This window comes from Novosphingobium mathurense, from assembly GCF_900168325.1.
In the GTDB taxonomy this organism is placed as follows: Bacteria; Pseudomonadota; Alphaproteobacteria; order Sphingomonadales; family Sphingomonadaceae; genus Novosphingobium; species Novosphingobium mathurense.
The window spans coordinates 304,333-326,187 of sequence record NZ_FVZE01000005.1 but is presented as its reverse complement, the minus strand read 5'-3'; the positions used below and the strand labels follow the sequence as shown (position 1 = coordinate 326,187).

The following is a 21,855-nucleotide window of genomic DNA, read 5'->3' as shown; positions in this document are numbered from 1 at the left end:
GTTGCATAAACTTAACGTTGGAGGGCCGATGAATTCCGGAAAAATCTGAATGACAGAGAAAAAAGTGTCGTCGCGCCTAGCGGACAGTCACGATCCGCAGCCACGGCGAGACATGGGAAACCGAAACCTTATGCGCTCGCGCCAGTGCCTTCAGCGCAAGATCGGGATCGCGCAGGTCATAGATCCCGCTCACATGACGGTCACTCAGCCCCGGGCCTCTGGCGATGATATAACCCTTATACCAGGGACGAATACGATTGATCACGTCGCCAATTGGCAGATCATTGACGATAGCAATCCCATCGCGCCAACTCGCCACGCGGTCGGGACGGACTGTGCCCCGTGTAACCACGGTTCCATCCGTCGACACTGACTGGCCCGCCACCAGTTCCACGCGATCCGATCGCATCCCGTCCGACGCAGTCACGGCGACACGACCGCGCTGAACGGCAACATCCGTACCGCTGTCCGTTTTGCGCACCGAGAAGGCCGTGCCGAGAACGGTGACGGTGTTGTCTCCGGCTATGACTTTGAATGGATGTGCTTCGTCGTGCGTGACGTCAAACCAGGCTTCGCCGCGAAGCAGTTTCAACCTGCGGCCTGCGGCATCGTTGGAAAAGGCAATTGCCGTGGTGGGCGCCAGTTGCACCCTGCTCCCATCGTCAAGCGTCACCTGCCGGAGTTCCCCGGCCTCGGTGGTCGCATCAGATTGAAGCTGAAGCGCGACATAGGGCACTGCAATCCAGACAAAGCAGGCGGCCACGGCAAGCGAGGCGAGCGCACGAGCGGGCCGGGTGTTCCGAAACCAGGTGCGTCTGGCCGATCCCGACGGCAGGGAGGATATGATCTGAGGTGACGGCCCCGCAAGCACTATCAGGTCGGAGACCCTGGCAGTTTCCTCCCAGGCGGCGAGGTGAGCCGGACTGGTCGCGAGCCAATCCATGAATTCCGCGCGCAGTGTATCGTCTTCCGGGGCATCCTCTAGTTGCACCAGCCACGCGGAGGCTTGGCGGCTGAGATCGCCGCCCCGGCAATGATTCTTGTCAGGCCCCGTTTTCATCCCCGCTTCCGCATGCCGTTCTGCACTGCCCCACTGACCAATGTTCTGAATGGCTTCATGCATTGAACGAACGGGACGCCAAGCATTCCGGAAAATTCAGCAGAAGGTCAATCACGGCGCCGCAGAGCCTTCTTGCAATGTTCGACACCATCCATCACTAGTTCCTGTGCTAGGCTTTTCGAGATGCCGAGTTCAGCGGCGATCTCCACAAGCTTCATCTCCTCGAAACGGTGCATTTCGAAAGCCCGCCGGGTCCGAATGGGCAGTTGCGCCATGGCCTTGTGAAGCAGCGCCAATTCGTCCTTCGCTTCCAGATACTTCTGCTGAGAGGGTTCATCGCTCGCTACCAACGCGGCGGCGACGGTCGCATCCGACGCGAAGACCTGATTTTCGCGCACCCGGCGCCTGTGCCGATCCAAAACAAGGTTATGGACGATGCGGAAAAGATAGCCTTTGGGTTCGTCAAGCACGCGCGCACTGGCCGCTGCACGGAAGCGCAGCCAGGCTTCCTGCACCACATCCTCAGCTTCGGTCGAATCCCCCGTAAGTCTTGCCGCGTAACGGAGAAGCTCCGCCTGAGCGGCGACGAAGACCTGGAGGGAATCCATCTTGGACACCCGCACCGGCTCCCCTTGTTCATCAATGACAACCAGCGAGATGCGTAGCACTTCACTTATTGCGAACCAATCGCAAAAATTCTCGCAAGCTCATGAGCCGACGATGTCCAGTGCCATGCACGCCGCAACGGAAGGAAGGGCGTTTGGTCATTTTCGCATGGAATGCGTTCAGATTTCCTCGGCCTGACGCGCGCTCAGATAAGTGCCCAGCAGGTCGCCCGGCTCGAGATCAAGTGCTCTTGCCACCGCTACGAACTCGACCACATCCACCCGGCGCTCGCCCAACTCATATTTGGCGACAAAGGATTGGTGGCGTCCCAGCCGGGTTGCCAATTCGGTCTGCGTCATCTTGGCGTTCTTGCGGGCATCGATCAGGATTTCCCGAAGTTTCTGCTGTTGGGGTGAGCGAAGTGAACTGGGCATCGGGTCCGGCGAGTTGATGGGGCCGGAATTTCCTTTGATCCCAAATTCGGATTATCCCATAACGGGATTAGGAGGGTCTTTGCCCAATATCGGAATGCCAGAAATGGTCGAAATCGAACCTGGGGTCGCCGATCTCGCTCCTACGGCAGATCAGCTCACACAGTATGATGAGGCAAGGCTGTGCTTGTATTTGCGCCTCCTCGACGCCGAAGCCGAAGGCGCAGACTGGCGGGAAGTCGCTCGAATCGTCTTGAAGCGCGATCCCGCCGGAGAACCGGAGCGGAGCCGCCTGTGTTGGTCCACCCATTTGAGCCGTGCGAAATGGATCGCTGCGACCCGCTATATGGAATTGTTCGGTCGCATTGAAACCAAGAGCACCAAGCAATGATCGACATTGCACGAGTTCGGGCGGGAAGCGCTACTGACTGGAAAATCCTTGCCTGACGGGGCAAGCCGATTGAACTTCGAATAGTACCGAGCATTCCGCGAACAGGATGCGCCATTCGGCGCATCCTGTTCGCAGGCTTCAATAATCGATCCCGATCTGCACAAGGATCGTGCGGCCAAGCGCCTTTGAATAGCGCTCGTTCCGGTTAAGCATCTGCGATGTCACCGTATAGTAATCGTTGTTCAACAGGTTGCTGATGCCCAGCGTGATGTCCGTCGGGCCGAGCTTGATGCTGGTTGACGCGTCTATACGCGTGGTGGGCTCGACCTTGCCGGTATAGAAGGTTCCGACCGGACCGTCGGGGAACTTGTCGCGGCCGCCGGTATAAGCGACCTGGAGCCGGGCGTTCCACCTGTCGGTGATGTCATGCTCGATGAAACCGTTCAGCGTTTCCGGGCTGATCCGCCGGCCGCTGAGCGGCGTGTCGACCTTGCCGTCACCGTCCGCGTCCCGCTTGCCTTCGGACCAGGCGAATACCAGACCCCAGCGGGTTGCCTCGCCCAGCTTGCCATCAAGCGTCGCTTCAAAGCCATGAATGCGTTCCTTCTCGCGGATGATCAGCGCTTCGGTGAGCGCGAGCGGATTGATGACGAAATCGGTGCCAAGCTTCGAGGTGCTGATGAAATAGGCAGCGCTTGCCTTGACCCCACCGATGTTCAGCCGCGTGCCGATCTCGTAATTATTGACCATCGCCGCCTTGGGCTTGAGGATATCGATCGAGCTGAACTGCGCATTGCGGAACGGTCCGCCGATGTCAGGCACGGAGAAGCCCTGCGAGAATCCGCCAAAAATCTGGACACCCTCGGTCAGTTCGACGGTGGCGCCGATATTGACGGGGGTCGCGCCATAGGAAAGCTTGCCACCCTCGACCGCGACGCCGGTGAGACCCGCGACGAACGGATCGATCTTCAGGCGAAACTCGTCGTGCCGGATGCCCGCGCGCAGGGTAAACCAGTCGGTGAGCGGCAGATCGGCCTGGACGAACAGGGCAAAGTTGGTCTGCCGCATCGGCGGCGCGAAGGCGCGCCCGTCAATGGCGGTCAATGGCAATAGCGGCTGCTCGGTGATGTCGCGGTTGATATCGAAGCCCCAGAGGATCAGACCCCGATCCAGGCCCAGGCCCAGGCCATCGAGCCTCGTCTTAAAATCGGTCTGCAGCCCGTATTTCTGCGATTCAATGGTGGTCTGGGTGCCGCCCAGCCGCGCGGCTTCGAAGCCGAAGACCGAATAGTTCTTGAGGTAATAGATCTGACTGCGCAGCGAACTGCCCAATATGTCGCTGTTGGTGTAAGCGAAATAGGACACGAAGTTGCGGTTGCGCTGGTCGAGCGCGCGCGGGTCCTGTGCCTGTTTGACCGCCCCTGCCGGGATACCCTGCGCAATATTGCCGGGCACGACGACATAATCGGTGTCCTGCGTCTGCTGATAGTAATTGGCCATCGCCTCGATGCGCTGGGTGCCGCCGAAATCATAGCCGACCTTGCCGTAGAAATTATAGATGTCGGAATCGGCGATGCCGCCAAACAGATTGGGATCGGGCGGCAGGCGCTTGCCGTCGGCATCGAACTGACCGTTCACCCGTTCATAGCTGCCGTTGACGTTGATATCGACGCCGCCGAGCCCGCCACTGGCGCTCTGAAAAATATAGGGCCGCATGCTGTCGCCGAAATGCTCGGTCGAGAAGCTGGTGCCGATTTCGGTGCGGAACTTCCACTGATCTGAGGCCGCGCCGTTTTTGGTGATATAGTTGACGATGCCGCCTGCACCGCCCTGGCCGTAAAGCGCTGATGATCCGCGAATGACTTCGATACCGCCCAATGCGGTGGGCGCGATCAGGCGCACATCGCGCCCGCCGTCGCGCAGCGGATTGGAAACGGGAACGCCGTCGATGAAGATGCGCATCGGGCGGCCGCGAAGGCTTTGCCCCACATTGGCCGCGGTATCGTTACCGGGAGCCACGCCCGGCGCAGAGAAGGACAGGATCTGCGCGATATCACGGGTGGTGGCGAGTTGGCTTTGAATCTCGTCTTCACTCACCACGCTGACCGAGCCCGGAAAGGTCTGCACGGAATCGGACAGGCGCGTGCCGGTGACAATGATGTCAGCCGGGCCGGACTGATCGTCCTCATTTTCCGCTGCCTGGACTGAGACAGGAAAGGCCAGTGCGGCGGCGGTGACGAGAAAGCGCAGTTTCATGAAATCTCCATTTGAAAAGGTGGAAAGGACGGGGCCACATGCCCCTCATTCTCCGATGAGTTTTGTGGGGATCAGCGCGAAAGCGAGAATGAGGAGTGCAAGCGATGGCCAGGCCATGACGCCCATGCCGCGCCACATGGCGGCGAGGACGCCGCCGCTGCTCCGCGCAGTAGCTTCCTGCCGCAATCGCAGCGCGTAGATGAGTACGCCGGTGACAGCGAGACCGGTCAGCGCCGCGCCGCAGAGAAACCAGGCTATTCGCGTGGTTAGCCCGCCCCACGTGCCGAAGTGCAGCGGATCGGCCGCTTCGGAGATGCGCTGGTGAAGCGATAGTTCCTCGCCACGCACGACTTCGACCACGGCCTCACGGTCGGGATCGAGCATCACGGCGTTTGCGCGCTCGCGCACGAGCAGCGCCTTGGCCTGGCCCATGACCACAACGCCGCCCGGCTGGCCTTTCGGAAAACCGATCGAGTTGATGCGTAAATCAGGAAACTCCTGCCGGGCTTTGGTCACCAGCGTGTCGAGCGGTGCCCCGCTGGCCTGCGCAGGCGCAAGCACTTCGGACGGGCGCGGCACCGGCGCGGCCCCACCCATCTTCTCGACGAAGTACCAGACGCCGGTTACGCCGATCAGCGCCACGAACCACAGGCTCCACAAGCCCACAAAACGGTGCAGGTCACCTGTGAAGCGACGCCCGTCATTGCGCCGGTCCTTCCTGCGTCGCGGCACACGGAAAAAGCCGCGCCACCATTTCTTGTAAACCCAGAAGGCGGTCACGATCGAGGCGAGCAGCGGGAAGGCGAGCATGGTGACGATCGGAACGCCGATCGCGGTCGGCAGCATCAAGCTGCGGTGCAGTTCGCGAAACAGACGCTGGGCATTGAACCAGGGTGTCAGGCCACGCACCTGCGCCGTCCAGGGATCGATCTGGATACGGAAGCGTTCGCCATTCGACCGCGCAGCAACGGCTTCGACCGCGAACCATGGTTCCGAAGGCGCATAAATCCATTCGATCCGCGCATCCCCCGCCGCCTCGCGCGCCGAAGCGGCCAGCCTTCCCCAGGATGCTGGCGGCGACTGTTGTGGCGCGACCTGCATGGCAGGCGTCAGCAGCCAATCAATCTCATGCGAAAGCGTCGCGATCGTCCCGGTCGCCAGGATGAAGGCAAGGAACAGGCTGAGTTGCAGCCCCGCCCATTGGTGGACGCGCCACCAGAGCGAGCGCTTGCCCTGGCATTTCGCCTGCGCTCCGGTGACGGCGACCGTCGCCATTAGAGCTTCCAGCGCAGCTCGGCAAAGACGGTGCGCGGTTCTCCGGGGAAATGGCCCGTGCGGTCGATGAAACCGGATGCGGCATAGGTCTTGTCGAATATGTTATCGACGCGCAGCAGAAGGCTCAATTGCGGCGTGATCTGCTGGATCACCGAGGCGTCGAAGATGGCGTAAGGCTTGACCGTCTGCCCTGAAATGCTGACGCGCCTGCCGACATATTCGCCGCCCAACGCCACCGCAGTTCCCGTCGAACGGAACTGATAACGGGTCCAAAGGCCCGCCTGATGATTCGGCGCATTGGCGAACCGATCGCCCACCGCATTGGTCAGCGACTGGCCCGGCACGGTCGCGGTAATGCGCGCATCGTTATAGGCGTAGTTGGCGGTCAGCACCCAATCGGGCGTCACGTCGGCGGATAGTTCGATCTCGAAACCCTTGCTGGTGACTTCACCGATGGGTGCAAGATCGTCGACGCCATCGGAACTGTCCCCGTTCGGATCGGCTTGCAGCATATTGCGGCGCTTGATCTGGTAGACTGCCGCATTTGCCTGAAGCCTGCCGTTCAGAAGCGCCAGCTTGACACCGGCTTCGACCTGCTCGCCGGTGATCGGTGCAAAGGGGCCGCCGGCCAGTGGGTTCTGCGAGTCCACGGACTGGGGCTCGAAGCCTTCCGACCAGCTGGCGTAAAGCGATAGGTCGGGACGCGGCTTGAAGATCAGGCCGCCCCGAAAAGTCCAGTCACCATCCTCATAGTCCGTGCCGCCGAGCAGGTCGGCATCCTTGTAGCGGTCGTAGCGCGCGCCGCCGACGACTATCCACCGGTCCGACAGGCTGAGCTGGTCCTGGATATAGAAGCCGTAGCGCGTGCTACGGGTGTCAGTCGTCCGCTTGGCGATCGCCTCCAGATCGTAGAAGGACGCGCCGGACAGACCATAGCCCGGATTGGAGAGGCTGAGCAGCGGGATGTTCGGGTGGGTCACCGTGCGGCCCCAGAACGCCGCATTCTCGCGGTACCAGTCGGCCCCGATCAGGAAACGATTGTCGAGCCCCGCGATCCGTCGGTCGATGGTCGCATTACCGGAGAAGGTAAGCGCCTCGGTCAAGCGCTCCTGATCGCGCAGTTCACGCCGCGAGGCGTCCACAACCCCATCGGCGTTAGTATCGACCAGACCGCGAGCCTCATGATATTGCTGCCTCTCGCGCGCGTCGAAATAACGGGTCGCCAGCTCGACCGCGATGCCATCGGCCGGTTCGGCCTGAAGGCGCGCCTGATAGACGGTCGCGCTGAGATTGAGGAAGTCGGTCTTCTCGTTGGTGTTCCAGCTTCGGCTGGCGAGGAAATTGCCGTTATCGTCGGTGGGCACACCGCGCAGTCGCGCCGCGCGGTTTTTCTGGTCATAATGCGTCACCTGGCCGATGATCCGGACATCCTCGCCCAGCTTTGCGGTCAGGCCACCGTCGAGGATCAGGGATTTCTCCCGCGTGTTGTTCCGGAACGGGTCCATCCGTTCGTAATAGGCGCCCGCCCTTCCGAGCAGGAGGCCATCGCCTGCGATCGGCCCGGATATTTCGCCCGACGCGCCATAGCGTTCATAGTTGCCCAGTGTCAGATTGGCCTGCGCCGCCAGTTCTTCGGTAGGCGTCTTGGTGACATAGTTGATAAGGCCCCCCGGCTCTCCGGGGCCGTAGAGCATCCCTGACGGCCCTTTCAAAACCTCCACCCGCTGAATGTTGAACAGCTTGGGCACCGAGAAGGCGATGAAGGGATCGCCGCGCAGATTATCGTAGAAGACCCGGTCCTGACGGAAACCGCGAAAGGTCACGCCGGAATAGCTGAAGGTCGTGACACCCGCGATGTTGCGATAGAGATCGGTCGCATCACGCGCACCTTGATCGTCGATCAGCGCTTCGTTGATGACCGTTACCGATTGCGGAATGTCGAGCGGATCGCTCGCGCCGCGCGCCACCGAAGTCGACTCCACCCGGTAGAGCGCCTCAGCGCGGCCGGTGACGATGATCTCCGATCCGGCTTCGCCGGCGTCTGCGGCCCTCACGGCGTAGGGCGCCGTCAACAAACCCAATGCGGTGGAGATGTGGCAAATGCGGATGATTCTGGTCATGCAACCCCCTGTTTGGGGTGCCATTAATAATAATTATTCGCATTAGCAACCCTACAATGGGAAACTGAAATGAATATCCACGGTGCGGCGAGAGATGATTTCCTTTTTTCCGAACGGGTTATGTGACTTCAGGGTAAGGGCGGCCGGTTGTGGCCGGGCAAACTCGCGTGGGCCCAATGTCATTAAATGCGATTGACTCTCAATAGCGTAATAATTAGGTCACCCCCCATTGCATGGGGGAAATATGAAACATCACTGGTTGTCGTCTGTATCATTGTTCGCTGCCCTGGCCATGCCATCGGCTGCGCTCGCTGATGAAGCAGCGCCGGCAAATGAGCAGAACGAGATCATCGTCACCGGCGAAAAGGCATCGCGCAGCCTGCAGGAGACGACGGCATCGGTGAGCGTGACGACCAACAAGCGGCTGGTCGAAGAGAATATCCTGACGATCCAGGACGTCTACAACCGTACCGCCAATGTCTCGGAGACTTACGGCGCTTCCGGCTTCTCGATCCGCGGAATCGACCAGCGCGGCGTTTCGGGCGGCGGCGACGCGGCCACCGCGACGGTGTTCGTCGATGGCGCGCCCGTGCCGCAGGACGTGCTGTCGAACGGCCCAACAGATATGTGGGATGTGGCGCAGGTCGAGATTTTTCGAGGACCGCAATCGACCATCCAGGGTCTCAATGCTCTGGCCGGCGCGGTGCACATTCGCACGCAGGACCCGACCTTCGACTGGGGCCTGAAGGGCCGTGCGCTCATTGCCTCCTTCGACACCACGCAATTCGCCGTCGCCGGTGGTGGACCGCTGGTGCCCGGAGAGCTGGCCTTCCGTGCATCGGCGGAGAAGCGAGACTCTGACGGCTATATCCACAATACCACGCGTGACGAGCCGGAAAGCCCTGTCGATTCCATCTCGATCCGCGGCAAGCTGCTCTGGACGCCGTCCGCCTTACTCGGCTTCGAGGCCCGGCTGGGATACCATCATTTCGAGACGAAGGGCGGCTACCTGTTCACCTATGTCGACCGATCGGTTCCGGATTATTTCGATAACCGAACCAACCCGTCTGATTATCCAAACAGCAGCGATGTCGAGAACGATCAGGTGACGCTGGACCTGCGCTATGATCTGGGTAGCGGCCTGTCGCTCAGTACGCTCGGCACCTGGACGAACACCGACTTCATCCGCAAGTATGACGGAGATTCCTCGGCCGCCAGCAGAGCATACAGCGACATCGCGGGCGGCGCGGAAACCTTCACGCAGGAACTGCGGGTCAACTATGAGGGCGATCGGCTGAGCGGTCTTGTCGGACTGTTCTACTATAATCGCGACCAGTATCGGCGCGCGCATCAGGTGACGCTGGTGCCGACGCCCGGCCCGACGATCGCGAACCTGTTGACTCCCGCGCTGGGTGCCCAGACGGCAGCGCAGGTTGCGGCGCTCTACACGGCCGCGCTTCCCAACATACCGGTCGACTACACATCGGATTTCCCGACCAAAGTGGAGACGATGGCCCTGTTCGCCGACGCGCGCTATCGCCTGACCGACCGGCTCTCGCTGCTGGGCGGTTTCCGTTACGACCGGGAGCGCAACAAGATCGGCGGCGAGGCGATTGCAACGTTCGTTGGTACCTTGCCCGACCCTGCCGCATACGGCGCGCTTGCTCCGGCCTTCGCCGGGGTCAATGCTGCGGTGCTCGGGCTGGTCGATGACGCCAACGGCTCGGCGCCGGCAGGTACACGCACCTTCAATGCCTTTCTGCCCAAGGGCGGCGTGGAGATGGCGTGGACACCCGATATTGCCACCGCCTTCGTCGTGCAGCGCGGCTATCGCTCAGGCGGAAGCGGTTTCAACACAGCCCGCTCGCAGCTCTTCCCATACGATCCCGAGTTCACCTGGAACTATGAATTGTCGCTGCGCTCGGCATGGCTCGACGGCCGCCTGACGGTGAACGCCAACGCCTTCTACATCGACTGGGCCGACCAGCAGACCACCGCCAATTTCGGCAATGGCACCTATGACACCCATACGGTCAACGCCGGCAAGTCGCATCTCTACGGGTTCGAACTGGAACTCGCGCATCGCGTGTCGCCAGTCTTCGACTGGTATGCCAGCTTGGGCCACACGCGCACCAAGTTCGACGAATTCGTCACCGACGTTGGTTCCATCACCGATCTGTCGGGCCTGGAATTTCCCTATGCGCCCAAATGGACGCTGTCGGGCGGGGCCAATGTGCGGTTCGGCGGCGGCTTCAACGCCAATGTCAACGCCAGCTACCGCAGTGCGGTCTATACCGACGTGTCGATCCCGCAATCAAACAGCCGCGTTGGCGGGCGCACGCTGGTCAATGCCCGGATCGGTTATGAGGCCGAACATTGGAGCCTGTCGTTGTTCGCCAACAATCTGTTCGACGAGAAATACGACCAATATGTCAACAGCTTCACCAACTTCGCCATCATTGGTGCGCCGCGCAGCATCGGCGTGATCCTGGAAGCGGGCTTTTGACCGGCGCGGAGCTCCTCGGCGCGATGGTGGTCATCCTCGGTGGCGCCGTCCCCGGAACCTGGATGCTGCGCCGCGCCTGGAGCCTCAAGGCTGGCAAGGCGCCATGGCGCTGGGCGGGACTTACCCTGCTTTCCTTCAGCATCCTCTGGCCGGCATGGCTGCTCGGTGAGGCGCGCGGACCGTTCATCGCGGTGACCCTGCTGTCCGTCGCGGCGTTCGGGGTGATCGCATCGGGCTATACGCTGCGGCCGGCCAAGGCGAGCCGCGCGGCGCGTGAGGGGTTGGCGCCTGAACCGGCGGAACGCGCGCCCAGCGTCTGGCGCACGACGCTGCGCTGGTCGCTCGCCGGCCCCATCGGCATGGTCGCGGCGGTGGCGCTCGGCGTCAGCTATGCCGTCTGGGCGCCGGGCGAACCGCAGACACGCCTGCTGATCGGTGGGCTGATCGTGCCCGTCGCTTGGGGCGGCGCGATGGCGTGGACATTGGCGGACAGCCGCATCCTGCGTGCGACCGCCGTACTCGTTGGAACGGCTATCGCCGGTTTTGGCGCGGCGATGCTGCGGGGGTTCGCATGACGAAGATGAAAAAGCGCGCAGGCTTCCCTTCACCCGATCTCGTGCGCGCGGTGCTCAAGGGACATAGCGGTCTGGGTCTCGCCTTCGCGGCGATCCTCTATCTGGTCTGTCTGACCGGCGCGATCGCGGTCTTCGCCAACGAGTTCCAGCGCTGGGAAAATCCCGGCGCCGAGCGCATGGAGACGATCTCCGCGAACGCCGTGCAGGCCGCCTACCGCACCGCGATGGACCGGGCCGATGGACCGGTCGAACATGTTCTCATCGTGATGCCGAGCGAGGATCGCCCCTGGCCGACGCTGCGGGTCGATGCCGAGGACGGAACCCGGACGACCTGGATCGCCGATAGCGCGGGCCGCATCACGGGCGAAATCCGCGAGGGCTGGACGAAATTCCTGACGCGGCTGCATATCAACCTGCACCTGCCGCAAAGCTGGGGCATCTTCATCGTCGGGCTGGCCGGGGTGGCACTGCTTTCCTCGCTGATTTCGGGGCTGCTTGCCCATCCGCGCATCTTTCGCGATGCTTTCCACCTGCGGCTGGGCGGTTCGCGGCGGTTGCAGGGGGCCGACCTGCACAATCGCATCGGCGTGTGGGCGCTGCCTTTCCACCTCACCGCGTCGCTGACCGGTGCGCTGCTGGGCCTCAGCACCGTCATCATCGGCGCGATCGGCTTTGCGGTGTTCAATGGCGATACCGACAAAGTCTATGCCATCTTCGTTGCGCCGCATCCGGCAGAGGATGCGCGTCCAGCGCCGCCACTCGACCTGAGGTCGCTGTTCTCCAAGGTTGCCGAACGAACATCGGCCCAGACATCGAAACGCATCGATTACCTCATCGTCGAACATCCGATGGAGCAGGGCGCGGCGGCGCTGTTCGAGGTGGAGGACGGCTCCTCGCGGCTCGCCAGTGCGGACAGCTATGCTTTCGATCGTACCGGCAAGCTCTATTACGAACACAAGGCGGCGGACAACAATGTCGGTCAGCAGATACTGGGCTCGCTCGGTCTGCTGCATTTCGGCTGGTTCGGCGGCGGCGCGATCAGGATCGCCTATGGCCTGCTGGGCATCGGACTTGCCTATCTGGCAGCGGGCGGGGTCAATATCTGGCTAGCGCGGAGACGCGACAAGGGGCAGCCCGCACCCGGCCTGGAGCGTGTCTGGGCCGCGACCGTCTGGGGGCAACCGCTCGCGCTGACCTGCGCCGCGCTCGCCGCGCTGTTCACATCGTCGGTCGCGCTGTTGATCTGGACCTGGGCCGCCGTCAGCATCGCGCTGCTTGGCGCGACCGCGCTGCTTCCGCCCGCCATGCTATCGCGGGTCGGGCGCGCCGGCACGGGGCTGCTGTTGATAACCGTTGCCGCCGCTCATCTCGTTGTCATGGGGACCGGCGACAGCGTGACCTTGATCGTCGATGGTGCTCTTGGCATGATCGGTCTCGGCCTGCTCGCGACCTTTGGCAGCCAGATTTCAGTCTTCCGGAGGACGCTGAAGGCTGCGTGATTGCGGTCGTTTGCGGTCGAACGATACGGCGCCCAGGTCTCGTCCAGGCCATCACTGCTGCAATTTTTCGATGATCGGGCAGTCCGGCCGGTCATCGCCATGGCATTGCTCCGCGAGCGCAAGCAGGCTGCGCCGCAGCGCCTGGAGCGCATCGGCCTTGCGCCCCAGCTCATCCGCGCGAGCGATCGCGAGCACCTTCACCTCGGCGCTCGCGCGATGCTTGTCGTTCCACAGGCCAAGCAACTCGCGGATCTCTTCGACCGGGAAACCGAGATCGCGCGCATTGGCGATGAACCGCAGCCGGTGGATGTCGGCCTCGGCATAGTCGCGATAGCCGCTGTCGCGGCGCGGCGGCGCGGGAATGAGGCCGATCTTCTCATAATGGCGGATCATCCGCTGCGAGACGCCGCTGGCGCTGGCGGCCTGGCCGATATTCACAGCGATACCCGGTTCAGGCGCAGAGCGTTGCCCACGACGCTGACCGATGATAGCGCCATCGCCGCCGCCGCGATGATCGGTGATAGCAACAAGCCGAAAAAGGGATAGAGCAGCCCGGCCGCGATCGGCACCCCGGCCGCGTTGTACACGAAAGCGAAGAACAGGTTCTGGCGGATGTTGGACATGGTCGCCTCACTCAATCTGCGCGCCCGGACGATGCCGCCCAAATCGCCCCGGAGCAGGGTGACGCCTGCGCTTTCGATCGCGACATCGGTGCCTGACCCCATCGCGATGCCGACGTCCGCGGCGGCCAGCGCCGGGGCGTCGTTCACCCCGTCGCCCGCCATCGCGACCACGCGGCCGTCACTCTTGAGCCGCGCGACGACTGCGCTTTTCTGATCGGGCAGCACCTCGGCCTCAAGCTCGTCGATGCCCAGCCTGCGCGCCACCGCCTCGGCCGTGGTGCGGTTGTCGCCGGTCAGCATCACGACCCGCACGCCTTCCTTGCGGAGCGCGACGAGCGCATCGGGCGTGCTGTCCTTGACCGGATCGGCGATCGCGAAGATGCCGGCGGCCTTGCCGTCGACGGCGATGAAGATCGCGGTCGCGCCATCCGCGCGCAGCGCTTCGGCTTCGTCCCGCAGCGCGGATGGGTCCACGCCGCGTTCGTCGAGGAAGCGGGCATTGCCGAGCAGGATAGCCCTGCCATCGACCTTGCCCAATGCGCCCTTGCCGGTTGGCGAGTCGAACTCGGCCACGTCCGGGATCACAATATTGCGCCCGGCCGCCGCCGTCACGATCGCCTGCGCCAGCGGATGTTCGGACGCACGCTCGACCCCCGCCGCAAGGCGCAACAATTCCGCCTCGTCCCAGCCTTCGTACGCGACGATCCGTGTCACCGACGGCCTACCTTCGGTCAGCGTGCCGGTCTTGTCGACGATCAGCGTGTCGACCTTCTCCATTCGTTCGAGCGCTTCGGCATTCTTGATGAGAACCCCGGCGCCCGCGCCGCGCCCCACGCCCACCATGATCGACATCGGCGTTGCAAGGCCGAGCGCGCAAGGGCAGGCGATGATCAGCACCGCGACGGCGGCAATCAGGCCATGCGCCATGCGCGGTTCCGGCCCCCACAGGCTCCAGACGATGAACGCGGCGACAGCGACCGCCAGCACGGCGGGCACGAACCAGCCCGCGACCTGATCGGCAAGGCGCTGGATCGGCGCTCGGGAGCGCTGGGCCTCGGCCACCATCTGCACGATCCGGGCCAGCATCGTGTCGCGCCCGACCTTTTCGGCGAGGATGACGAGCGCGCCGCTCTGGTTGAGCGTGCCGCCGATCACCGCGTCTCCCGCCGCCTTGGTGACGGGCATGGATTCGCCGGTCACCATCGACTCGTCTAGCGAGGACCGCCCTTCCTCAACCGAGCCATCGACCGGTACCTTCTCGCCGGGCCGCACGCGCAGCCGGTCGCCGGGGGCGACATCATCCAGCGAAATTTCCTCGTCGCTTCCGTCCTCGCGAATCCGCCGCGCGGTGCGGGGCGCGAGCCCCAGCAGCGCCCTGATCGCGCCCGAGGTGCGCTCACGCGCGCGAAGCTCCAGCATCTGACCCAGCAGCACGAGCACGGTGATGACGGCGGCCGCCTCGAAATAGACCGCGACCGCGCCACCCTCGCCGCGAAAAGCGGCCGGGAACATCTCCGGTGCCAGTGTCGCGACGACGCTATAGGCCCAGGCGACACCCGTCCCCATCGCGATCAGCGTGAACATGTTGAGATTGCGCGTCTGGATCGACACCCAACCCCGCGTGAAGAACGGCCATCCCGCCCACAGCACGACGGGCGTCGCTAGGGCGAGCTGGATCCAGCCCGAAGCGTCCGGCGGGATCAGATGGTGGAGAGAGGGCAAGAGGTGGCCGCCCATCTCCAGCACCAGCACCGGGACCGTCAGCACGAGCGCGATCCAGAAGCGGCGCGTCATGTCCGCCAGTTCGGGGCTTGGACCGGCCTCCGCCGTTGCTGTCTCCGGTTCCAGCGCCATGCCGCAGATCGGGCAGGCGCCGGGATGATCCTGCCTGATCTCGGGGTGCATCGGGCAGGTCCAGATCGTGCCCTCAGGCGTAGCCGCTGCGCCGCCCTGCGCCTTGCCGGTCAGACCGCCGGACGGGGCGTGACCATGATGATGGTGGCAATTCTCATGCGTCATCTCTCAACTCCTCCATGACGCGAGTCCATATGGACCTTGACATGATGTCAGAGTCAAGAGGTGTCCGGGCCGGGAGGTTGCGCCCGCTGTAGGCTCCTTGCAATCTGACTGGATGTGCATCGGTCGCGATCGATGATTGCCGGGCAATATCAGATATTGTAATCCCGCATATGCGATGAAGCGCTTGTTTTCTCTTGCCCTCCTTCTGGGAGCCCTCTTCGGTCTGCTGGCCCAGGAGGCGGCGTTCGCGGCGGGACCGGCAATGGTCGATGCCAAGCCGGCCGTTGCGATGTCCGCCGACTGCATGGAGATGATGCAGGACGAGCGGCCGGAACCGGCACAGAAGCCATGTCACGGCCTCACGCTCGATTGCATTGCGATGATGGGATGCTTCGTACCGATCGCACTCCCATCCGCGCCGGAGGCGGCCGAGGCCATGGCCGTGAAGGCCGCGCACTTTCCGCAAGCGGTCCACGCCCTTTCAGGTCTGTCGAAAGAACCTGAAGCGGAGCCCCCCATCTTCCTGATCTGAACCGATCGGTTCCGGCACGACACGGCCTTGCGCGATGAGCGCGAGGCCCAAGGATGCGTGCTGGACCGCTTATCCGAATGGGTCCAGATCAGGAGCAATTCCGTGCGACTGTCAGTTTACGTGCCGCTGCTGGCGGCAATCCCGAGCCTTGCCTCGGCCGAACCTCTGAGCTTCGATGTAGCGCTGGAGCGCGCGGCCGCGAACGCGCCCGTCCTCGAAGCGAGGAACCGGCAAATCCAGGCGCGCCAGTCATCGGCCATTGCCGCCGGCCGCCTGCCCGATCCGACGCTGGGGGTCGGCATCGACAATTTCCCCGTCTCCGGCCCGCCCGCGTTCAGCCTGACCGAAGAGAACATGACGATGGAACGGGTCGGCATCGAGCAGGCCATTCCCAATCTCGCCAAGCGCCATGCCGAGCAGGGACGCGCCCGTGCCGACATCGGGGCGGCCGAGGCGCAAGGCGCCGGTGCGGCCCTGCAGGTGAAGGTCGCGACGGCCGCCGCCTGGATCGACCTTGCATATGCCCGGAAGCGGCTTGAGACGATGGACGGGATACTGGCGCGCCTCCGCCCGCTGGTGCCTGCGTCCACATCGGCCGTCGCATCGGGTTCCGCGCGGCCGGGCCAGAGCCTGAACGCGGAGCAGGCCCTCATCGAACTGGAGGACCGACGCAGCACCATCGCCGCCGAAGTCGGCAGCGCGCGAGCCGAACTGACGCGATGGACCGGGGACGGCCATCCCGAGCCCATCGGCTCGGTGCCGGACTTCGACCTTGCCCCCGCCGCCTTGCGCGCGCGCCTTGGCGAGCATCCCGACCTGCGCATGGCTTCGGCCGAGGTCGGACAGGCCATGGCCGACGTGGAGATGGCGCGGGCCGGGAAGCGTCCCGATTGGGGGCTTAACATGGCCTTCCAGCGGCGCGATCCGCGTTTCGGCAACATGGTGTCGGTCGGCGCGACCATGTCGCTGCCGATCTTTCCCGGCCGCCGCCAGAATCCGAGGATCGATGCCGCCCTTGCCGAGGTAGCGGCAGCGCGCGCCGAGCAGGAGGATATGCGCCGCGCGCTTGCGGCGCAGCTCGAAGCCGGACTTGCCGAGCACGCCATGCATCATGAGCAGTGGATGCGCGCCCGTGACACGCTGCTCCCACTGGCGCGCCGGAAGGTGGAGCTTGAGAGGGCAAGCTATTCAGCGGGCCGGGCCGGGCTGCTCGACGTAATCGAGGCGGAGGCGGCACTCGCCACAATCGAGCTCGACACGCTGGACCGCGAAGCGGCTGTCGCCCGCCATGCGGCCCGGCTGGCACTGACCTTTGGGGGAGACGGCCAATGACATTCGAACTATCCGCCCGCGCGCGGCTCACACTAACCGCGACCGCCATCGCGCTTGTCACGGGAGGCGCAGGCTATGGCATCGCCACGTTTGGCGACGATGATCCGGCGACCGAGACAGCGCAGGGCGGCCGGGAAGTGCTCTACTGGTACGATCCGATGGTTCCGAACCAGCATTTCGACAAGCCCGGCAAATCGCCGTTCATGGATATGCAGCTTGTCCCCAAATATGCCGATGAAGCGGGCGAAGGGGCCGGCGTGCGGATCGATCCCGCGCTGGTCCAGAATCTCGGACTTCGTACCGCCGAAGCGCGGCTGGGGAGCATAGGCGGCGGCGTCACCGCCACCGGGACGATCGGCTATAACGAGCGCGACGTGGCGATCATCCAGCCGCGCGCCGGCGGCTTCGTCCAGCGCACCTATGGCCGCGCACCCGACGATGTGATCGCCGCCGGGGCGCCGCTCGCCGATCTGCTCATCCCCGACTGGGGCGGCGCGCAGCAGGAATATCTTGCCGTCCTGCGCACCGGCGACAAGGCGCTCGCCAGCGCTGCACGACAGCGGCTGGTGCTACTCGGCATGCCGCAATCGACCATCGCGGCAGTCGAACGAACCGGGCGGCCGCGCACGATCATCACCATCGCCTCGCCCATATCGGGCACGATCAAGTCGCTCAGCGTGCGGCCCGGCATGAGCGTTGCGGCGGGCCAGACGCTTGCCGAAGTGAACGGCCTCGGCACGGTGTGGCTCGACGCCGCCGTGCCCGAAGCGATGGCGGCGCAGGTCCGTCCCGGAGCGCTGGCTTCGGCGACGCTGACAGCCTTTCCGGGCGAGACGTTCCGGGGGCGGGTGCGGGCGATAGTGCCGCAGGCCGACACGGAAAGCCGCACGATCACCGCGCGGATCGAACTTCCCAATCGCGGCGGGCGGCTGCGCCCCGGCATGTACGCCACCGTGGCGTTCGGCGGCGAGGCGCGCTCCGCGCTGCTGATCCCGTCCGAGGCGGTGATCCGTACCGGCAAGCGGTCGCTCGTCATGCTGGCGCTGGACAAGGGCCGTTACCGGCCCGCCGAAGTCAGGACCGGCATCGAGGCGGACGGCCGGACCGAAGTGCTGGTCGGCCTTGCCGAAGGAGAGAAGGTCGTCACTTCGGGCCAGTTCCTGATCGATTCCGAAGCCAGCCTGTCGGGAATGGACGTGCGGCCGGTCGATGGCGTCTCATCGCAAGTGAAGCCGAAGGCCGCGACCCATGAAGCGACGGGCCGGATCGAGAAGATCACGCCGAAGAGCATCACGCTGAGCCACGGCCCGGTGCCCGCCCTCGACTGGCCGCCGATGACGATGATGTTCCGCCTGGAGGAGCCCTCCTTGGCGCGCGGCTTCAAGACGGGCGACAGGGTGCGCTTCACCTTCGATCAGCCGCGCGAGGGTGCGACGGTCCGTTCGATCGCCCGCGAGAACGGCCAATGATCGGGCGGCTCATCCATTGGTCGGTCCATAACCGCTTCTTCGTCGTGCTGGGCGCGCTGGCGCTGCTGTTCGCAGGGCTCTGGGCGGTGCGGTCGACCCCGATCGATGCGCTGCCCGATCTTTCGGACACGCAGGTCATCATCCGCACTTCCTATCCGGGTCAGGCGCCCCGCATCGTCGAGGATCAAGTCACCTATCCGCTGGCGACGACCATGCTTTCGGTGCCCGGCGCGAAGACAGTGCGCGGATATTCCTTCTTCGGTGACAGTTTCGTCTATGTGATTTTCGAGGACGGGACCGACCTGTACTGGGCGCGCAGCCGCGTGCTCGAATATCTCAACCAGGTCCAGGGGCGTCTGCCCGAAGCCGCGCAAAGCGCCATCGGCCCGGATGCGACCGGGGTCGGCTGGGTCTATGAATATGCGTTGGTCGACCGGACCGGGCGGCATGACCTCTCGCAGCTTCGCTCCCTGCAGGACTGGTTCCTACGCTATGAGCTCAAGACCATCCCCGGCGTGGCCGAGGTCGCGAGCGTTGGCGGTATGGTCCGGCAATATCAGGTCGTGCTCGATCCGGTGAAACTCGCCGGCTATGGCGTGACCCATGGCGAGGCCGTCGAGGCGATCCGGCGCGCCAATCAGGAAGCGGGCGGCTCGGTGCTCGAACTGGCCGAGGCCGAATATATGGTCCGCGCCTCGGGCTATCTTAAAACGCTCGGCGACTTCCGGGCGATCCCGCTCAGGACTGCTGCGGGCGGCGTACCGGTGACGCTGGGCGATGTCGCGACGATCCAGATCGGCCCCGAAATGCGGCGCGGCATCGCCGAACTCGATGGCGAGGGAGAAGTGGCGGGCGGTATCATCGTGCTGCGTCAGGGCGCGGACGCCCGCAGCGCGATCAGGGCAGTCGAGACCAAACTTGCCGAACTCAGGCGGGGCCTGCCCAACGGCGTCGAGGTCGTCCCTACCTATGATCGCTCGCACCTGATCGACGCTTCGGTCGAAAACTTGACCCACAAGCTGATCGAGGAATTTATCGTCGTCGCCCTCGTCTGCGCGCTGTTCCTCTGGCACGTCCGCTCGGCGCTGGTGGCGATCGTGACACTCCCCCTCGGCGTGCTGGCGGCATTCCTCGTCATGCGCTTTCAGGGCATCAATGCCAACATCATGTCGCTGGGCGGCATTGCGATCGCCATCGGCGCGATGGTCGATGCGGCGATCGTGATGATCGAGAACGCCCACAAGAAGATCGAGCGCTGGGAGCATGACCATCCCGGCGAGGAACTCCACGGCACGAAGCGGTGGAGCGTCATCACCGAAGCGGCGGTCGAGGTCGGCCCGGCGCTGTTCTATTCGCTGCTCATCATCACGCTTTCGTTCGTGCCGGTGTTCACGCTTCAGGCGCAGGAGGGACGGCTGTTCTCACCGCTCGCCTTCACCAAGACCTATGCGATGGCCGCCGCCGCAATCCTCTCAGTGACGCTGGTGCCGGTTCTCATGGGCTGGCTGATCCGAGGGCGCATTCCTTCCGAACAGGCCAACCCCGTCAATCGCAGCCTCACTCGCGCCTATCGCCCGGCCATCGACTGGGTGCTCGCCCGCCCCAGGGCGACGCTGGTGATCGCGGCCCTCGTCTTCGCCACCACGGCTTGGCCCGCCGCCCGGCTTGGCGGCGAGTTCCTGCCGCCGATGAACGAGGGCGATCTGCTCTACATGCCATCGGCGCTGCCGGGCCTGTCCGCCGCCAAGGCGTCCGAACTGCTCCAGCAGACCGACCGCATGATCAAGAGCGTGCCCGAGGTCGAGCGCGTGTTCGGCAAGGCCGGACGCGCCGAAACCGCCACCGATCCCGCCCCGCTCGAAATGTTCGAAACCACCATCAGGTTCAAACCGCGCGATCAGTGGCGCCCCGGGATGACGCCGGAAAAGCTGGTTGAAGAACTGGACCGCGCGGTAAAGGTGCCGGGCCTCGCCAATATCTGGGTGCCGCCGATCCGCAACCGCATCGACATGCTCGCGACCGGCATCAAGAGCCCCATCGGCGTCAAGGTATCCGGCCCGGACCTTGCCGAACTCGATCGCATCGCGCACGATGTCGAGACGGTCGCGAAGACGGTGCCGGGTGTCAGCTCCGCGCTTGCCGAGCGGCTGACCGGAGGGCGCTACATCGATGTCGAGATCGACCGTACCGCCGCCGCGCGCTTCGGGCTCAACATCGCCGATGTGCAGGAGATCGTCGCGGGGGCGGTCGGCGGCGAAAATGTCGGGCAGACCATCGACGGGCTGGCCCGCTATCCGATCAATGTTCGCTATCCCCGCGAAATCCGCGACAGCCTGGACGAACTGCGCGCCTTGCCTGTACTCACGCCTGCCGGGCAGCAGATCACGCTGGGGACGGTCGCCAACTTACAGGTGAGCGACGGCCCACCGATGCTCAAGACCGAGAATGGCCGACTTTCGACCTGGGTCTATGTCGATGTCCGCGGACGCGATCTTGCCTCGGTCGTGGGCGATCTGAGGCAGGCCGTGGCGAAAGAGGTCAGGCTCTCACTCGGCGTCAGCGTCGCCTGGTCGGGCCAGTTCGAATATCTCCAACGCGCGATCGACCGGCTCAAGATCGTCGTGCCTGCGACGCTCGCGATCATCTTCGTCCTGCTCTTCCTGATCTTCGGCCGGCTTGATGAGGCGGCGCTGATCATGGCGACGCTTCCGTTCGCGCTGACCGGCGGATTCTGGACGCTCTACCTGCTGGGCTATCATCAGTCGGTCGCGACCGGCGTCGGCTTCATCGCACTGGCAGGCGTCGCCGCCGAGTTCGGCGTGGTGATGCTGATCTACCTCAAGAGCGCGCTTGACGAGCGCGGCGAAACTCCCTCGGACGAACAGATATCCGCGGCCGTGCGCGAGGGCGCGCTACTGCGCGTGCGGCCCAAGGCGATGACGGTGGCGGTGATCGTCGCCGGTCTGCTCCCCGTGCTGATCGGCGCGGGCGCAGGGTCGGAGGTCATGAGCCGGATCGCGGCGCCCATGGTCGGCGGCATGCTCACCGCACCATTGCTCTCGATGTTCGTGATCCCCGCCGCTTACCTGCTGATGCGGCGCAAGCGCGCAAGTTCCCACCTGCAACCCATTCAACCGTGAAGGAGACTTGAGATGAAATTG

16 protein-coding genes are annotated in these 21,855 nt (G+C 64.1%); 8 read left to right on the top strand and 8 right to left on the bottom strand.

Translation table 11 applies throughout. The features are described from left to right. Window positions 1-76: 76 nt before the first annotated feature. The 3 genes from B5483_RS16390 to B5483_RS16380 form a co-directional block, all read right to left on the bottom strand. The gene (locus B5483_RS16390) at window positions 77-1,123 is read right to left on the bottom strand and encodes a FecR family protein (protein WP_079731159.1); all 1,047 of its coding nucleotides are present in this window, start codon (window positions 1,121-1,123) and stop codon (window positions 77-79) included. Window positions 1,124-1,167: 44 nt separating this feature from the next. Beyond that, a complete protein-coding gene (locus B5483_RS16385; RefSeq protein WP_245829316.1) occupies window positions 1,168-1,728 on the bottom strand; it encodes a sigma-70 family RNA polymerase sigma factor in 561 nt (186 codons plus the stop codon). Between the two features lie 117 nt (window positions 1,729-1,845). Next, the gene (locus B5483_RS16380) at window positions 1,846-2,100 is read right to left on the bottom strand and encodes a helix-turn-helix domain-containing protein (protein ID WP_079731158.1); all 255 of its coding nucleotides are present in this window, start codon (window positions 2,098-2,100) and stop codon (window positions 1,846-1,848) included. A 103-nt stretch (window positions 2,101-2,203) separates the two neighbouring features. Here B5483_RS16380 and B5483_RS16375 point away from each other — a divergent pair, with 103 nt between their 5' ends. Then, complete coding sequence (locus tag B5483_RS16375) at window positions 2,204-2,488, top strand: DNA -binding domain-containing protein (protein ID WP_079731157.1); 285 nt, start codon at window positions 2,204-2,206, stop codon at window positions 2,486-2,488. A 138-nt stretch (window positions 2,489-2,626) separates the two neighbouring features. Here the strand turns inward: B5483_RS16375 and B5483_RS16370 are convergent, their stop codons facing one another. Genes B5483_RS16370 through B5483_RS16360 form a run of 3 tightly spaced genes read right to left on the bottom strand, consistent with a single transcriptional unit; the run spans window position 2,627 to window position 8,139 of the window. Continuing rightward, window positions 2,627-4,744 (bottom strand): TonB-dependent receptor, encoded by a 2,118-nt coding sequence (locus B5483_RS16370; protein ID WP_079731156.1) that lies wholly within the window; start codon window positions 4,742-4,744, stop codon window positions 2,627-2,629. A 45-nt stretch (window positions 4,745-4,789) separates the two neighbouring features. Then, entirely contained in the window at window positions 4,790-6,019 is a 1,230-nt protein-coding gene (locus tag B5483_RS16365; RefSeq protein WP_079731155.1) for a PepSY-associated TM helix domain-containing protein, read from the bottom strand. Next, window positions 6,019-8,139: a TonB-dependent siderophore receptor gene (locus B5483_RS16360; protein WP_079731154.1), complete on the bottom strand. Its 2,121-nt coding sequence runs from the start codon at window positions 8,137-8,139 to the stop codon at window positions 6,019-6,021. Before B5483_RS16360 ends, B5483_RS16365 begins: the two co-directional genes overlap by 1 nt. Before the next feature lie 244 nt (window positions 8,140-8,383). Between B5483_RS16360 and B5483_RS16355 the strand changes: the two genes are divergently transcribed. From B5483_RS16355 to B5483_RS16345, 3 genes are read left to right on the top strand one after another with little or no spacing between them, the layout of a single operon-like run. Next, window positions 8,384-10,645 carry a TonB-dependent receptor gene (locus tag B5483_RS16355; RefSeq protein WP_079731153.1) on the top strand — a complete coding sequence of 754 codons (2,262 nt, stop codon included), beginning with the start codon at window positions 8,384-8,386 and terminating at the stop codon, window positions 10,643-10,645. After that, window positions 10,642-11,220, top strand: coding sequence for a hypothetical protein (locus B5483_RS16350; RefSeq protein ID WP_245829315.1), 579 nt, complete (start codon window positions 10,642-10,644; stop codon window positions 11,218-11,220). The genes B5483_RS16355 and B5483_RS16350 overlap by 4 nt, the downstream gene beginning before the upstream one ends. Then, on the top strand, window positions 11,217-12,719 hold the full coding sequence (locus B5483_RS16345; protein ID WP_079731152.1) for a PepSY-associated TM helix domain-containing protein: 1,503 nt from the start codon (window positions 11,217-11,219) through the stop codon (window positions 12,717-12,719). Before B5483_RS16350 ends, B5483_RS16345 begins: the two co-directional genes overlap by 4 nt. Window positions 12,720-12,770: 51 nt before the next feature. Here B5483_RS16345 and cueR read toward each other — a convergent pair whose 3' ends face one another. Both cueR and B5483_RS16335 read right to left on the bottom strand, forming a co-directional pair. Continuing rightward, a complete protein-coding gene (gene cueR / locus B5483_RS16340; RefSeq protein ID WP_079731151.1) occupies window positions 12,771-13,157 on the bottom strand; it encodes a Cu(I)-responsive transcriptional regulator in 387 nt (128 codons plus the stop codon). Next, on the bottom strand, window positions 13,154-15,361 hold the full coding sequence (locus tag B5483_RS16335) for a copper-transporting P-type ATPase (protein ID WP_079731150.1): 2,208 nt from the start codon (window positions 15,359-15,361) through the stop codon (window positions 13,154-13,156). The genes cueR and B5483_RS16335 overlap by 4 nt, the downstream gene beginning before the upstream one ends. Before the next feature lie 175 nt (window positions 15,362-15,536). Here B5483_RS16335 and B5483_RS16330 point away from each other — a divergent pair, with 175 nt between their 5' ends. The 4 genes from B5483_RS16330 to B5483_RS16315 all read left to right on the top strand — a co-directional run bounded on the left by B5483_RS16330 (window position 15,537) and on the right by B5483_RS16315 (window position 21,834). Continuing rightward, a complete protein-coding gene (locus B5483_RS16330) occupies window positions 15,537-15,893 on the top strand; it encodes a hypothetical protein (RefSeq protein WP_079731149.1) in 357 nt (118 codons plus the stop codon). 102 nt (window positions 15,894-15,995) lie between these two features. Beyond that, a complete protein-coding gene (locus B5483_RS16325) occupies window positions 15,996-17,225 on the top strand; it encodes a TolC family protein (RefSeq protein ID WP_079731195.1) in 1,230 nt (409 codons plus the stop codon). Continuing rightward, complete coding sequence (locus tag B5483_RS16320; RefSeq protein ID WP_079731148.1) at window positions 17,222-18,694, top strand: efflux RND transporter periplasmic adaptor subunit; 1,473 nt, start codon at window positions 17,222-17,224, stop codon at window positions 18,692-18,694. Before B5483_RS16325 ends, B5483_RS16320 begins: the two co-directional genes overlap by 4 nt. Then, complete coding sequence (locus B5483_RS16315; protein ID WP_079731147.1) at window positions 18,691-21,834, top strand: efflux RND transporter permease subunit; 3,144 nt, start codon at window positions 18,691-18,693, stop codon at window positions 21,832-21,834. Before B5483_RS16320 ends, B5483_RS16315 begins: the two co-directional genes overlap by 4 nt. Window positions 21,835-21,855 lie beyond the last annotated feature (21 nt).